General features: G+C 62.8%; 13 protein-coding genes. 8 read left to right on the forward strand and 5 right to left on the reverse strand.

Features of this window, described 5'->3' with window-relative positions:
* Positions 1-101: 101 nt before the first annotated feature.
* Complete coding sequence (locus AB870_RS09025) at positions 102-662, reverse strand: phasin family protein (protein WP_047907738.1); 561 nt, start codon at positions 660-662, stop codon at positions 102-104.
* 506 nt (positions 663-1168) lie between these two features.
* On the opposite strand from AB870_RS09025, the gene AB870_RS09030 reads away from it, so the two are divergent.
* From AB870_RS09030 to pbpG, 4 genes are all read left to right on the forward strand, one after another.
* Positions 1169-2110 (forward strand): histone deacetylase family protein, encoded by a 942-nt coding sequence (locus AB870_RS09030; protein ID WP_047907739.1) that lies wholly within the window; start codon positions 1169-1171, stop codon positions 2108-2110.
* Positions 2111-2202: 92 nt separating this feature from the next.
* The gene (locus tag AB870_RS09035) at positions 2203-3162 is read left to right on the forward strand and encodes a DMT family transporter (RefSeq protein ID WP_237170086.1); all 960 of its coding nucleotides are present in this window, start codon (positions 2203-2205) and stop codon (positions 3160-3162) included.
* A 51-nt stretch (positions 3163-3213) separates the two neighbouring features.
* Positions 3214-4059 (forward strand): nitroreductase, encoded by an 846-nt coding sequence (locus AB870_RS09040; protein ID WP_084663488.1) that lies wholly within the window; start codon positions 3214-3216, stop codon positions 4057-4059.
* A 184-nt stretch (positions 4060-4243) separates the two neighbouring features.
* Positions 4244-5512, forward strand: coding sequence for a D-alanyl-D-alanine endopeptidase (gene pbpG / locus AB870_RS09045; RefSeq protein ID WP_047907741.1), 1269 nt, complete (start codon positions 4244-4246; stop codon positions 5510-5512).
* Between the two features lie 128 nt (positions 5513-5640).
* Here pbpG and AB870_RS09050 read toward each other — a convergent pair whose 3' ends face one another.
* Positions 5641-6468, reverse strand: coding sequence for an IclR family transcriptional regulator (locus AB870_RS09050; RefSeq protein WP_047907742.1), 828 nt, complete (start codon positions 6466-6468; stop codon positions 5641-5643).
* Between the two features lie 260 nt (positions 6469-6728).
* Here AB870_RS09050 and AB870_RS09055 point away from each other — a divergent pair, with 260 nt between their 5' ends.
* From AB870_RS09055 to AB870_RS09070, 4 genes are all read left to right on the forward strand, one after another.
* On the forward strand, positions 6729-7556 hold the full coding sequence (locus tag AB870_RS09055; protein WP_157112282.1) for a hypothetical protein: 828 nt from the start codon (positions 6729-6731) through the stop codon (positions 7554-7556).
* A 21-nt stretch (positions 7557-7577) separates the two neighbouring features.
* Positions 7578-8012: a hypothetical protein gene (locus AB870_RS09060; RefSeq protein WP_047907744.1), complete on the forward strand. Its 435-nt coding sequence runs from the start codon at positions 7578-7580 to the stop codon at positions 8010-8012.
* A gap of 90 nt (positions 8013-8102) precedes the next feature.
* Positions 8103-8828, forward strand: a complete 726-nt coding sequence (locus AB870_RS09065; protein ID WP_047907745.1) for a (Fe-S)-binding protein — start codon at positions 8103-8105, stop codon at positions 8826-8828.
* A gap of 94 nt (positions 8829-8922) precedes the next feature.
* The gene (locus AB870_RS09070) at positions 8923-10332 is read left to right on the forward strand and encodes a lactate utilization protein B (RefSeq protein ID WP_047907746.1); all 1410 of its coding nucleotides are present in this window, start codon (positions 8923-8925) and stop codon (positions 10330-10332) included.
* A 117-nt stretch (positions 10333-10449) separates the two neighbouring features.
* Here the strand turns inward: AB870_RS09070 and AB870_RS09075 are convergent, their stop codons facing one another.
* From AB870_RS09075 to AB870_RS09085, 3 genes are all read right to left on the reverse strand, one after another.
* Complete coding sequence (locus AB870_RS09075; RefSeq protein WP_047907747.1) at positions 10450-11109, reverse strand: amino acid ABC transporter permease; 660 nt, start codon at positions 11107-11109, stop codon at positions 10450-10452.
* A 172-nt stretch (positions 11110-11281) separates the two neighbouring features.
* Positions 11282-12079, reverse strand: coding sequence for a transporter substrate-binding domain-containing protein (locus tag AB870_RS09080; RefSeq protein WP_047907748.1), 798 nt, complete (start codon positions 12077-12079; stop codon positions 11282-11284).
* Between the two features lie 51 nt (positions 12080-12130).
* Entirely contained in the window at positions 12131-13159 is a 1029-nt protein-coding gene (locus AB870_RS09085; RefSeq protein ID WP_047907749.1) for a quinone-dependent dihydroorotate dehydrogenase, read from the reverse strand.
* Position 13160: the final 1 nt, after the last annotated feature.

Genomic DNA, 13160 nt, shown 5'->3' on the forward strand with positions numbered 1-13160 from the left:
TGGGTATGGCTACCCCTTGGGATGCACCGACAAGGGGTACAGCGACACGGGGTATAGCGACAGACGGTTGACGTCGCTCGTCAAGGCAGGACGGCTATCGATTACTTCTTGGCGCTGGCAGCACGCGACGCCTGAGCCGCAGCCTTCGAGGCAACGTTGGTCGCGGCAGCGAAGTTCGTCTCCGCGATTTCCACGGCTTGCTTGGTGGCCTTCTGCACACTGTCGAACGCGCTGTTGGCGGCGGACAGGGCCGACTTGGCCAATGCAACCGCCGACTCCGAACCGGCCGGGGCGTTCTTGGCCAGGTTGTCGAACAGCGCTTGCACGTTCTGCGAGCCTTCGGCGAGTTGCGCTTCGGCGACCTTGGTCACTTCGGCTTGCGTCGACGACGCGATTTCGTACAGGTGACGGCCGTAGGCGAGGGCCTTCTCGGCGGCCGGCTGGACCAGATTGGCTTGCAGCGCGAGCAACTCTTGCGCGTCCTTCACTGCGAATGCCTTCTGGGCGGTCGATGCGGACTCGGCCAGCGAGGCCTTCACGGCTTGCAGATTCAGCTCGACCAGCTTTTCAACGCCTTCGAAGGCTTTGTTGGTCAGGCCAAACAGGGTTTCCAGATTGGCTTTGTGGGCAGCTGCGAATTGCTCGGGGGTCAGAAACGACATGGCGTTCTCCTATGGTGTCATACACAACATATGGACCCGCTCCGTGTTCGCTAGTTGGTTCTCACCTTATGGCGGTGAAACCACGGTTGGGGCCTTCTCAAATTCGGTGCGATTTCTTTTGTGCATCGCACAATTGCAAGTGTAGAGATATTTTTGCGGGTGTCAAGTCATATTTGTGCGTTGCACAAATTCAACAAAAGCTTAATAAATCAAAAACTTGGGATCCCGTCTTTGCTCGTCTACCTCGCGATGCGGCGAGCCGCCCACGCGCCGTGAACCCTTGATTGGTGCGGCTTTGCACCGTGATTTTCCTTGCCGAGCGCACCATTTTGGCTCGCCCGCGCACGCGGCCGGGCGATGGTACTATCGATCAGTTCCGGCACTGGCGGGGCGGTTACGCGATGCGGGCAGGCCATCGTTTAGAGGCTTGTCTCGCATCTGCCGCTCGCCGGTGCCGCTGTCATTCAACGCTTTTCGCGCGCCGCACTCATCGGCCATCCGCATCGATGCAAGCGTTTTACAGCGACCATTTCGTTCTGCCGTTGCCGCCCGGACACCGGTTCCCCATGGAGAAGTACGCCCGCCTGCGCGAACGTGTCGCGCACGAGCTGCCCCACGTCGCGCTGGTCGAAGCCTTGCCCGCCGACGACGCGATGCTCCGTCGGGTACATTCGCCGGCGTACGTCGCGCGCGTGAGTGCAGGTGGGCTGGATCCGAAAGAGCAGCGCAGCATTGGATTCCCATGGTCGCCCGAAATGGTCGAACGCTCGCGTCGTTCGGCCGGCGCGACGGTCGCCGCGTGTCGTGCGGCATTGACCGACGGCGTCGCTGCGAATCTCGCAGGCGGTACGCATCATGCCTACGCCGACCGCGGTGAGGGCTTCTGCGTCTTCAACGATGGCGCCGTCGCCGCGCGAACGATGCAGGCGGAACTGGGGCCGGGCACCCGTGTGGCCATCGTCGATCTCGATGTCCATCAAGGCAACGGAACCGCAGCCATTTTCGAGCATGATCCGAGCGTTTTCACGCTGTCGCTGCATGGCGAACATAACTACCCGTTTCACAAGGCGACGGGCGACCTGGACGTCGCATTGCCCGATGGTTGCGGCGACGAGGACTACCTCGTTGCCCTGGGTCACGCGCTCACGGATCTCTTCGCGCAATTCACGCCGACGCTCGTCATTTACCTGGCCGGGGCCGACCCGCTCGAAAACGACCGGCTCGGTCGTATGGCACTGTCGCACGACGGTTTGCTTGCACGCGACCATCGCGTGCTGAGCGCCTGTGCCGAACGCGGATTGCCTGTCGCGATCGCCATGGCGGGAGGATACGGGCGTGACATCGACCAGACGGTCGCCGCTCATTTCGCCACGATCCGTCTCGCCAGCCGCTTTGCAAGAGGACGTCACCGCGAATCTCGCCCATATCCGGAGGGCGTTCCCGTATGAGCGAGCACCGGGTCGTTCCCCCACTTCCGTCTGATCGGACGCCCGCACTGGCGGCGGCGAGTGGTGCATGCGCGTCGATCTGGGCGGCGACCATGCCCTGGTGGTTCGTGCTGATCTGGAGCACCGGGTTCATCGTCGCCAAATACGGCATGCCGAACGCCGAGCCGCTGACGTTTCTCGCGTGGCGCTTCGGGTGCACATTGGCGGTGATGTTGCCCATCGCGCTGCTCACGCGTTCCCCGTGGCCCAAGCGAGCCGTCGACGCAACGCGCGTGGTCGCCGGCCCGCCGGCGGGCGGCGATCTCATCGGGCGCCGCCCCCTACAAGCGTCACGCCTTGGACCGACCCACGCCTCCCATCTCGACTGGCCGCTGCTGGCGCACTTGGCCGTCTCGGGCATCCTGATTCAAGCAGTCTATCTGGGCGGGGTCTGGGCGGCGATCAAGCAGGGAGCTCCTGCGGGACTGGCGGCGCTCATTGTCGGCATCCAGCCGTTGTTGACCGCGCTCTTCGCGCGTGTGGTCGGAGAGCCGGTGTCGCGACGTCAATGGCTCGGGCTGCTGTGCGGCTTCGTGGGCGTCGGGCTGGTGGTGGCCAACAAGGTCGGGGTTCGCGGTGTCGGGGGAGGGACCGTGGCGCTGTGCGTACTGAGTCTGGTCGCGATCACCGCCGGCACGCTGTATCAAAAGCGCTTTTGCGCCCATTTCGATCTGCGCGTGGGCACGGTGGTCCAGTTCGGCGCCGCTTTCGTCGTGACGTTGCCCGCCGCGTGGGCGCTGGAGACGATGCAGGTGCGCTGGAATGCAGAGATGATCGGCGCGCTCGCCTGGTCCGTGCTGGCGCTGTCGATCGGTGCGATTTCGCTGTTGTTCCTGCTGATTCGCCATGGCGCGGCGACCAAGGTATCCAGTCTGATGTATCTGACGCCGCCCACCACGGCGGTCATGGCATGGTTGCTGTTCGGCGAGACACTGTCTCCCGTCAGCGCGGCAGGCATGGTCGTGGCCGCGCTTGGCGTCGCGCTGGTGATCGAGCGACGCACGTCGTCGTAGCTGTCCTGATCGTTCTAATCATTCTTCGTTGCCGGCCGTGAAGCCATGTCCATGAAATACCCAGATTCGCCACCGCATGCGCAGACTGCGCCGCGCTCGTGCGCTGAACCGTCGTCTGCCCATTTGGCGTCTGCCGACGTGACGCCAGCCGTCGAAGCCGAGGCGACGGCTCGGGAAAGTACGCATCCCGTCGCTGTCAACGACAACGCAGGGTTGCGCGTGGAATATGTCGACGAGGCGATTCGCAGTCGACGCTCGATTCGTGCGTATTTGCCCACACCCGTGCCCCAAGCCACCGTGGCGGATATCCTCTCGGTGGCGTCGCGTGCGCCGTCCGGCAGCAATATTCAGCCGTGGCAAACCTACGTACTCACCGGCGAGGCGCTGAAGCGGCTGACTTCGCGTTTGCTGGAGGCGTTCAACGACCCGGCACAGCGGTTGATGCATCAGGAGGAGTACGCGTATTACCCGCGCGAATGGATGGAGCCTTATCAGGCACGGCGGCGCAAAGTGGGATGGGATCTGTACGGCCTGCTGGGCATTGGACGGGCCGACAAGGCGCGCATGCATGGCCAGCACGCACGTAACTTCACCTTCTTCGACGCGCCGGTCGGACTGCTTTTCACGATCGACCGGCATTTGGAGCAGGGGAGTTGGCTGGACTACGGCATGTTCCTGCAAAGCGTGATGGTGGCTGCCAGGGCGCGTGGGCTCGACACTTGTCCGCAAGCGGCATTTACCCCGTTTCATCAGGTGATTGCCGCGGAGTTGCGTCTACCGGAGACCCGGATGGTGGTGTGCGGCATGGCCATGGGATATGCGGACCCGAACGCCGTTGAAAACGCTCTCGTCACGGAGCGTGCGCCCCTCGATGAGTGGGCGCATTTTTTGAACTGACGAATATTGCGAGGTTTGCATTATTTGGCAATATTGGGCGATTGTGCAATTCGGCGCGTTGCGCTGCACAAAACTGCCAGATGCCGGTTTAAGTATTTCAGCTAAGTCATTCATATTGCTTATTTTTTCGGAAGTTACTAAACTTCTCCCAAACTCGTTGCCAACCTTACGCTACTCCCAATCTATGTACGCGATCACCACCCTTGCGCGTCTGTGCCGCTCTCGCCTGTGGGGCGCTGCCGTCGTGGCGATCTCGCTCGCCGCCGGAACACCGGCAGTCGTTCACGCCGCCGGCAAGACGGGCGAATGCTCGCCGAAGACGGCCAGGACTGCCGCCCAGAAACGCGCGTGCGCGACGCCCAAGGCGACGAAGGCCGTCGCCACTTCCAAATCCGGTGCCAAACGCGCCGCGGCCCCGCCTGCCGCTCGCGAGGTAAAGAGCACCAAGGCTGGAGGCAAGGCGCCCAAGCTTGCGGCCGTCGACGATGACGGACCCGCAGCGAAAAAGGTGACCGTCAAACGCGTCGTTTACAAGAACGGCAAACGCCGTGTCGTCACGTCGTATCGCACCGTCAACTTTGCGCCGCAAGCCCCGGAGCGGCTGTCGGCCGGCCGCGCTTTCGGTTTGCATGAAACGCCTGACGCCCTCGCTCTGCGTTCGTCGGTGGCCTACGTCGTGGACGAGCGCACCGGCGAATCGCTGTTCGACAAGAACTCGCAAGCGGTACTGCCGATCGCGTCGATCTCGAAGCTGATGACCGCCATGGTGTCGCTCGATGCGGGTGTCCCCATGACGGAAATCATGGAAGTGACCGATGAGGATCGCGATTACGAGAAGGGGACGGGGTCGCGCCTGTCGGTCGGTTCGCGCCTGTCGCGCGAAGACATGTTGCACATTGCGCTGATGTCGTCGGAAAACCGTGCTGCTGCGGCGCTGTCACGTTACTTCCCGGGGGGGCGCCCGGCGTTCCTCGCCGCGATGAACGCCAAGGCGAAGCAACTGGGCATGAACGACACGCACTTCAACGACCCGACGGGCCTGTCGAGCCAGAATGTGTCCAGCGCACGTGACCTCGTGAAGATGGTGAAGGCGGCATATCAGTACCCGATGATTCGCCGCTTCTCCACGGACAGCAATTACGACGTGAACACCGGTCGTCGCGAACTGCATTACGTCAGCACGAATCATCTGATCGGTCACCCGGGCTGGGAAATCGGTCTGCAAAAGACGGGCTACATCAACGAAGCGGGCCAGTGCCTCGTGATGCAGGCCAACGTCGACGGCCGTCCGGTCATCATGATTTTGTTGGATTCGACCGGCAAGTACTCGCGGTTTGCCGACGCCACGCGCGTGCGCAAGTGGTTGATGGAAGGCGGCGGCGCCACGCCGCAACGCACCGCGGGAACCACGCCGACGGCGCAGGTGGCTACCAACAACGGGCACGCGCTGTAAGTCGTGTCGTGTAGGCGGTAAGAGAAGGCGCTCCCTTGAGAGCGCCTTTTCGTTTCCGGTGACGGGAATCTGCGTCACTCAGATCTTGCCGTTCCCCTCAATCCCTCGTTGTGCCGGTCACGCGTCGATTACTCCGCCGTCGCGATCTGCGACACCCCGCCAGCGGTGTCGGGATTCGGCGCATGGAAGCCGAGCGACGAAGAAATTTGCAGCGCGGTTTCGTTCAGATTCGCGAGCCAGGCGTCTTGCAGGCGATCCGCGGGTGCGGAAAGGGATAGCCCCGCTACCAGCTTGCCGCTGTCGTCGTAGATGCCGGCGGCAATACATCTCACGCCCAACTCCAACTCTTCGTTATCGCGTGCGTAACCCGATTTGCGCACGTGCGTGAGTTCGCGCTCAAGTTTTTGCAGGTCCGTGATGCTGTTACGCGTGTGGCCCGAGAGGCCCGTGCGCGTTGCGTAAGCCCGGACTCGCGAAGCTTCGTCGGCGGCGAGAAACAGCTTGCCGACCGATGTGAGATGCAAGGGCGCATGGCCGCCGATGGCGCGCACCACCTGCATGCCCGAGCGTTCGCTGTAGGCGCGCTCGATGTACACGATTTCGTCGCCTTGACGCACGGACAGATTGACCGTTTGGCCGGTGATCCGATGCAGGCCGCGCATGGGCGTGAGAGCCGCATCGCGCACCGACAGGCGGGCTTTGACCAGATTGCCGAGTTCGAGCAGGCGCATGCCGAGACGGTACGTCCCCGGATCGCAGCGATCGACGAACCGGCAGGCCACCATGTCGTTCAGGATGCGGTGCGCCGTGGACGGGTGAAGTTCGGTGGCTTGCGCCAATTCCTTGAGGCTGACGGGATCGGCATGCCCGGCCAGCGCATCGAGCAGACGCATCATGCGCTCGATTACCTGAATGGACGTGCGCGACTCCGCGCCTTGACTGGTGTCGTCTTTCATAAGGTAGGGCCGAGTTTCGTATAGCGTCGATTTTATATCATATGGTGAAAAATTCGCACCCTTTACGTAGAGGAGTTCTGCGAAAAGTTGAGGATTGTTGTCACTTCCACAGAGTGTGCGTCGAAGTTGCAGTATCCGCGTGCAGAAACCGAAAGTGGCCCGAATCGGCGGCCGTTAGCATGCGTCGGTACTTCATCAACGACGCGTGGCCCACTCGTTGTAGCGCGAGCGGTCGGCGCGTCTTCACGGAGGTGTTGCGCATGTTCGGGTATGTGTACGCGCCGGCGGTCGCGAAGTGGCCCGTGGGGCAAAAGCGGGTGCAACGCGATGACGCCGGAATGGGGGTGTCGATTACCGAGAGGCGGGCGGAGATCGTCGGAAGGTTCGCGAGCATTGCCAACGCGAGATCGCGTCTGGGAATGGGCAGCCAGGATATCGGCGAGTTGGAAGCCGCGTTCGAAAAGTCGTTCAGGAAGGCCACGTCCGGCTACTGGAAAGGCGGGTTGTGGGACGGGTTCTGGCGTTATCGGTCATCCATCGGGCAGCACGGTGCCTATTCGCGCGTCGCCGACCAGATGGACATTCGTCAAGCGGATCGATTGACGCCATCCGCCAGACGCTTTCGGGAAATTCTGACCCATTTGAACGACGTTCTGATCAAAGAGGAGGAGGCCATTGCCTATTGCGCACGCATTCGGGATCGCGCCGCGAATCTCGAGAATGAGACCTTTGCCAGCACGCTCGACGAGCGAGCGGCCTATGCCAGCGTCAAGGCGGAGTGCTTCGCGCTCATCGCCCGGACGAACCGGTGTCTTGCCGATGCGCGCCGGGCGGTGGCGCAGGCATCCAGACAGGTCTGGCCCGACAAGAAGCACTATGGCAAGCGATTTTCGCTGTCAGGCGGGCTGTATCTGGTGGCGGCGACTGTTGCGGCACTGGCGCTTGCGAAGGTAGGCCTGGTGATCGCCGCGATCGGATTCGCGGTGACGATGCTCATTCGCATCGTGAGCCTGGGCAGCATTCGCGGCTTCGACCGCGAACGAGGCTGGAAGGCAACGGAAAGTCTGCTGGAATCGACAAAGCAGTGATTAAGGAACGAGGAGACGGAAATGAGAACCTATCTCGAGGGCATTCAGGCGAACGCGTCGCAACGTCTGGACGACATGATGTGGGACACGCTGGACACGCTCAAGGGCGGGCAGCAGGAAACGATGCGCCGGCTTGACGGGCTCGAAAATCGCACGAACCGTCAGTTCGCTGAACTGCAAACGCGGCTGAGTAACCGGATGGATGGCATCGAGACCCGCTTCGACGGACTCGACCGGCGCATCGATGGCGTCGAGAACCGGCTCGATGGACTCAGTGAGAAGTTCGATGTGATGCGAGCCGACCTGAAACGGGTCATCGCGGCGCAGGAAGCCCACTCGTGTGGCCGTGAGGCGGCCGGCACGCAGGCAAGCGGATCGCGTCTGGAGAGCCGTTCGCCGCCGGTGCGTGCGAATTCCTGGGGCTACTCCAGCAAACACGCGCCGCATATGGCCTGAGCGCCGGCGCGATATGCGGGAATCCACGCTGGGCCGCTTCGGCCCAGCGACTTATAATGGCGCATTATTCCCGAAAAGAGGATTCCCCCAATGCGCGTCGGACTGTTTGTCACGTGCCTGATCGACATGATGCGGCCGGAGATTGGCTTCTCCACACTCAAGCTGCTCGAGACAGCCGGCTGCGAGGTCGTGATTCCCGATTCCCAGACCTGTTGCGGCCAGCCGGGCTACAACTCCGGCGAGCGGGCGATCGCGCGCGATCTCGCCCAGAAATTCCTCGACGAATTCGACTCCTTCGATTACGTGGTCGTGCCGTCCGGATCCTGCGGCGGCATGGTCAAGGCGCATTACGGCGATCTCTTCGCCGACGATCCGGAACTCATGGGCCGCTATGAGCGCCTGCGTCCGCGCGTGTACGAACTCACCGACTTTCTGGTCAACGTGCTGCACGTCGATACGGTGCCGGGCGACTACAACGGCGAAGTGACGTATCACGATTCCTGTTCCGGACTGCGCGAACTCGGCGTCAAGACGCAGCCGCGCGCCCTGCTTGCGAAAATGCCGGGCGTGAAGATGACCGAGATGAAGGATTGCCAGGCATGTTGTGGCTTCGGGGGGACCTTCGCACTGAAGTACGGCAACATCTCAACGGCCATCGTCGACGAGAAGTGCGCCAACATCGCCGCGAGCGGCGCACCGGCCGTCGTGCTCGGCGACCTGGGATGCATCCTCAACATTGAAGGGCGTCTGCGCCGCACCGGCGACACCAGGACTCGGGTGCTGCACATTGCTCAGGTGCTCGCCGGCGATGCGTAGGCGTATCGCCATGCTTCCGGTCCTCCCGGTCATCGGGTCTGTGCGGGTCGCCGACGCGGCACGCACGGCCGGCCTTCCTCTTTCGTGAGTTGCGATGCAAGTTCAATCGATGCAATTCAAGGCGCGCGCCGGGCAGAAGCTCGCCGATCAGCGCCTGCAAGCCAACCTCAAGAAGCTCTCGACCAAGTTCGTCACGGCGCGTGCCGCGGCCATCGAGGAAATCGATTTCGAGGCGACGCGCGAGGCGCTCAAGGAGCGGCGCAACCGCGGCATCGAGAATCTCGATGTCTGGCTCGAGATCTTCGAGCGTGAAGCCACCCGGCGCGGCGCAACGGTGCTGTTTGCCGAATCGACCCAGGATGCCGCACGTCTGATTGCGGAAATCGCACGCAAGCACGACGTCAAGAAGGTGATCAAATCGAAATCGATGGTCACCGAAGAACTGCAACTCAACAAGGTGCTCGCCGACATGGGTGTGCAGTCCGTCGAGACGGACCTAGGCGAGTACATCCTTCAGATCAACGACAACGAACCGCCGTCGCACATCATTGCGCCGGTCGTACACAAGGACAAGGACGAGGTTGCGGACCTGTTTGCGCGCGTGCACCGGAAGCCGCGCCTGACCGAGATTCCGTTGATGACGCGTGAGGCGCGCGAGATGCTGCGCCCGCAGTTTCTGTCGGCGGACATGGGCGTGACGGGCGGCAACTTTCTGGTGGCCGAAACCGGCTCGGTCGCCGTCGTGACGAACGAAGGCAACGAAGGCATGTGTACGATCATGCCGCGCGTGCACGTCGCGGTGACGGGTATCGAGAAGGTGTTGCCGACGCTCGAAGACCTGGCAACGGCCATGCGTTTGCTGCCGCGCTCGGCGACCGGGCAGGGCACGTCGAACTACTTCTCGTTGCTTACCGGCACGCGCGCCGAGGGCGAAGTCGACGGTCCGGATCATATGTATTTCGTGCTCGTCGACGGCGGCCGGTCGGGACTCATCGGCGGGGCGTTTCAGGAGATGCTGCGTTGCATCCGGTGTGGCGCCTGCATGAACCACTGCCCGGTGTATCAGAAGATCGGCGGTCACGCCTATGGCTGGGTATATCCGGGACCGATGGGCTCGGTGCTGACGCCGAGTTACGTTGGGCTTGAGAAGACGCTCGATCTGCCGCAGGCTGCGACGCTTTGTGGCGAGTGCAATCGCGTATGTCCCGTGGGGATTCCGATTTCCGATCTGCTGCGCAAGCTGCGCGAGCGTCAGGTGGATCGCGGTCTGCGGCCGTGGCGGGAGCGCGCGGCGCTGGCCGCATGGGCGTTCGCGGCGCGACGTCCGCGTCTGTATGCAACGCTGTCGAGCCTCGGGTCCTGGGCGCTCAGGCGCATGGGGCGCGATCGCGGCAGCATCTCGAAGCTCCCGTTCGCGGGCGGCTGGACCGACACGCGCGAGATGCCGGTGCCGAGCGGCAAGACGTTCCGCGCCATGTATCGCGAGCGTCGCGCACCGCGGTGAGGGGGGGCGGTGCGTCGATGTCTCGGCTCAACGCATGAGACGTAAGTCGCCTTCAAAAGAAAAAGCTGGCCTCTGCAAGGAACGCCAGCTTTTTTACGTTGGAGAGATCTCGCGCGCTTAGGTGCGCGCAGGCAACGCGAGCCGCTTTTCGATGCGTCGTTGCAGCGCCGACAGCCCTGTCGACAGGACCCAATAGATGGCCGCGCATGCGAGGTACAGCGGTAACGGCTGGTACGTCGAGGCGATCACTTCCTGCGCCGAGCGCAGCAATTCCGTGACCGTAATGACGGAGACGAGCGACGTGTCCTTGATGAGGCTGATCAGACTGTTGCCGAGGCTCGGTACGGCAATTCGCAGCGCTTGCGGCGCAATGATGTGACGCAGCGTCTGCCAGTACGACAGTCCGAGACTGTAGGCGGCCAGCCATTGACCGCGTGGCATGCCTTCGAGCGCGCCACGCATGCTTTCCGACAGGTAGGCACCGACGTTCAGGCTGAGCGTGAGCACGCCGGCGGGCGTGGGTTCGAGCGAGATGCCGATGCCCGGCAATCCGTAGTAGATCACGAAGATCTGCACCAGCAGCGGTGTGCCGCGCATGATGCTCACGTATGCGCGCGCGATGGCGCGAAACACGCGCACCTTGCCGATGCCCATGACTGCCACAAGAATGCCGATCGCGAGGCCGAACACCATCGACATCAGGGCAAACTTGATCGTGAGCACGGTGCCCTGCAACAGCACCGGCAAGGACTGGGCAGCGAGTTCGAATGGATTCATGGGGAAATGTCTTGTGAGGTGTCGTGAAGCACAACGACAACGGCCGGCATCCGCGTGAGCCGCGTGATGCCGGCCGTGGTGACGTCTTCGATGCCTGAAGTCACGTGCCGTGAGGCGGGCGGCAGTATGACGGCGCGCTACGCGGCTTGCTGGCTGATTGCGCTTCCGGCGTTTATTGCGCCGGCCTGGACGTGTCCTTGCCGAACCACTTCTGCGCGAGTTTGGCGAGCGAGCCGTCTTGCTTCATGCCGGTCAGCGCATCGTCGACGGCCTTTGCGAACTTCGGATTGCCCTTGCGGAACGGAATGCCGACTGCCTGATTGGTGCCCGGCAGCACTGCACCGGCTTCAAGCGGCAGCTTCGCGTTTTCGAGCAGGTAGGCCATCATCAGCTGATCGTTCAGCGCGGCATCCACACGCCCGGCGGCCAGGTCGGCGAGATACTCCGGCGCGCCCGGGTAGGTACGCACGTCGATTCCCGGCACGGCCTTGGCCATCTTGTCGTAATTGCTACCAAGGCTTACACCGAGCTTGTGCCCCTTGAGCGCGTCGAGCGTCTTGAACTCGCGCTTGTCGTCCTTGCGGCGGATGAGCTGTGCAGCCGAATAAGTGTATGGCTCGCTGAAGTCGAGCGACTTCTTGCGCTCGTCGGTAATGGCGACCTGGTTGACGATGACGTCGAACTTCCCGGCTTGAAGTCCGCCGATGATGCCGCTCCATTCCGTGGTGACGAATTGGGGTTTCACGCCGAGCCGTTGCGCGACGGCCTTCGCGACGTCGACATCGAAGCCGTCGAGCTGGCCCGACTTGTCACGATAGTTGAACGGCGGGTAGGTGCCTTCGATACCGATCTTCAGAACGCCCGCAGACTTCACGGTGTCGAGCAGGTCGGCCGCGCGGGCGGGGGAGGTGCCGATCAGTGCGGCCGCGGCGAGCGGTACGACGCAGAGCGTCTTGAGCCAGGATTTCATGATGTCTGGTTTTTCCCTGTGTCAATGAATGGGACGCCGGCGTTCAGTCGATCAGGCCGTACGCAGCGCTTGCACGCATTCTCGCACCAGCTCGGGTCCGCGGTAAATCAGGCCGCTGTACACCTGCACCAGACTGGCGCCGGCATCGAGCTTTGCCCGGGCGTCGGCGCCGCAGAGGATGCCGCCCACGCCGATGATCGGCAGCGCACCGCCCAGTTCGCTCGCCAGGGCGCGGATCACACGATTGGACGCGTCGAACACCGGGCGTCCCGACAGGCCGCCGGTTTCGCTGGCATACGGCAGGCCTGCGACGGCTTCGCGTGAGAGCGTGGTGTTGGTCGCAATTACGCCGTCGAACCCGTGGCGCGTGAGCGTGCCGGCGATGACCTTGATCTGTTCGTCGTCGAGATCCGGCGCAATCTTCAGCGCGATCGGCACGTACTTGCCATGACGATCGGACAGGGCCCGTTGTTTGTCCTTGAGCTTGCCCAGCAGTGCGTCGAGTTCGTCGCCGCCTTGCAGTTGCCGCAGGTTCTTGGTGTTCGGAGAAGAGATGTTGACCGTCACGTACGTGGCGTACGGATAGACCTTTTCGAGGCAGATGAGATAGTCGTCGACCGCGCGCTCGATGGGCGTGTCGGCATTCTTGCCGATATTCAGGCCGAGCGGGCCACGATAGCGGGCCGATTGCACGTTTTGCAGAAACTGTTCGACGCCGCCGTTGTTGAAGCCCATGCGATTGATGATCGCTTCGGCTTGCGGCAGCCGGAAAATCCGCGGCTTGGGATTGCCGGGTTGCGCACGCGGTGTGACCGTCCCGACCTCCACGAAGCCGAAGCCGAGCGCGGCGAGACCGTCGATGCAACTGCCGTCCTTGTCCAGACCGGCGGCGAGGCCGACCGGGTTCGGAAACCGGATGCCCATGACCGTGCGCGGATCTTCCGGCAGGGTCTGACCGACGAGACCGGCGAGGCCGAGCGAAGCGGCGCCGTGCAGGGTAGCCAACGTCAGATGGTGGGCTTGTTCAGCATCAAGACAGAACAGGGCGCGACGGGCCAGGGGATAGAGAGGCGCAAGCACG

This window comes from Pandoraea faecigallinarum (assembly GCF_001029105.3).
In the GTDB taxonomy this organism is placed as follows: Bacteria; Pseudomonadota; Gammaproteobacteria; order Burkholderiales; family Burkholderiaceae; genus Pandoraea; species Pandoraea faecigallinarum.

Coding starts and splice junctions, on each gene's coding strand:
- AB870_RS09030 (WP_047907739.1), top strand. CDS start 1,169: ATGCAAGCGTTTTACAGCGACCATTTCGTTCTGCCGTTGCCGCCCGGA.
- AB870_RS09075 (WP_047907747.1), bottom strand. CDS start 11,109: ATGAATCCATTCGAACTCGCTGCCCAGTCCTTGCCGGTGCTGTTGCAG.
- AB870_RS09035 (WP_237170086.1), top strand. CDS start 2,203: ATGCCCTGGTGGTTCGTGCTGATCTGGAGCACCGGGTTCATCGTCGCC.
- pbpG (WP_047907741.1), top strand. CDS start 4,244: ATGTACGCGATCACCACCCTTGCGCGTCTGTGCCGCTCTCGCCTGTGG.
- AB870_RS09060 (WP_047907744.1), top strand. CDS start 7,578: ATGAGAACCTATCTCGAGGGCATTCAGGCGAACGCGTCGCAACGTCTG.
- AB870_RS09025 (WP_047907738.1), bottom strand. CDS start 662: ATGTCGTTTCTGACCCCCGAGCAATTCGCAGCTGCCCACAAAGCCAAT.
- AB870_RS09050 (WP_047907742.1), bottom strand. CDS start 6,468: ATGAAAGACGACACCAGTCAAGGCGCGGAGTCGCGCACGTCCATTCAG.
- AB870_RS09040 (WP_084663488.1), top strand. CDS start 3,214: ATGAAATACCCAGATTCGCCACCGCATGCGCAGACTGCGCCGCGCTCG.
- AB870_RS09055 (WP_157112282.1), top strand. CDS start 6,729: ATGTTCGGGTATGTGTACGCGCCGGCGGTCGCGAAGTGGCCCGTGGGG.
- AB870_RS09070 (WP_047907746.1), top strand. CDS start 8,923: ATGCAAGTTCAATCGATGCAATTCAAGGCGCGCGCCGGGCAGAAGCTC.
- AB870_RS09080 (WP_047907748.1), bottom strand. CDS start 12,079: ATGAAATCCTGGCTCAAGACGCTCTGCGTCGTACCGCTCGCCGCGGCC.
- AB870_RS09065 (WP_047907745.1), top strand. CDS start 8,103: ATGCGCGTCGGACTGTTTGTCACGTGCCTGATCGACATGATGCGGCCG.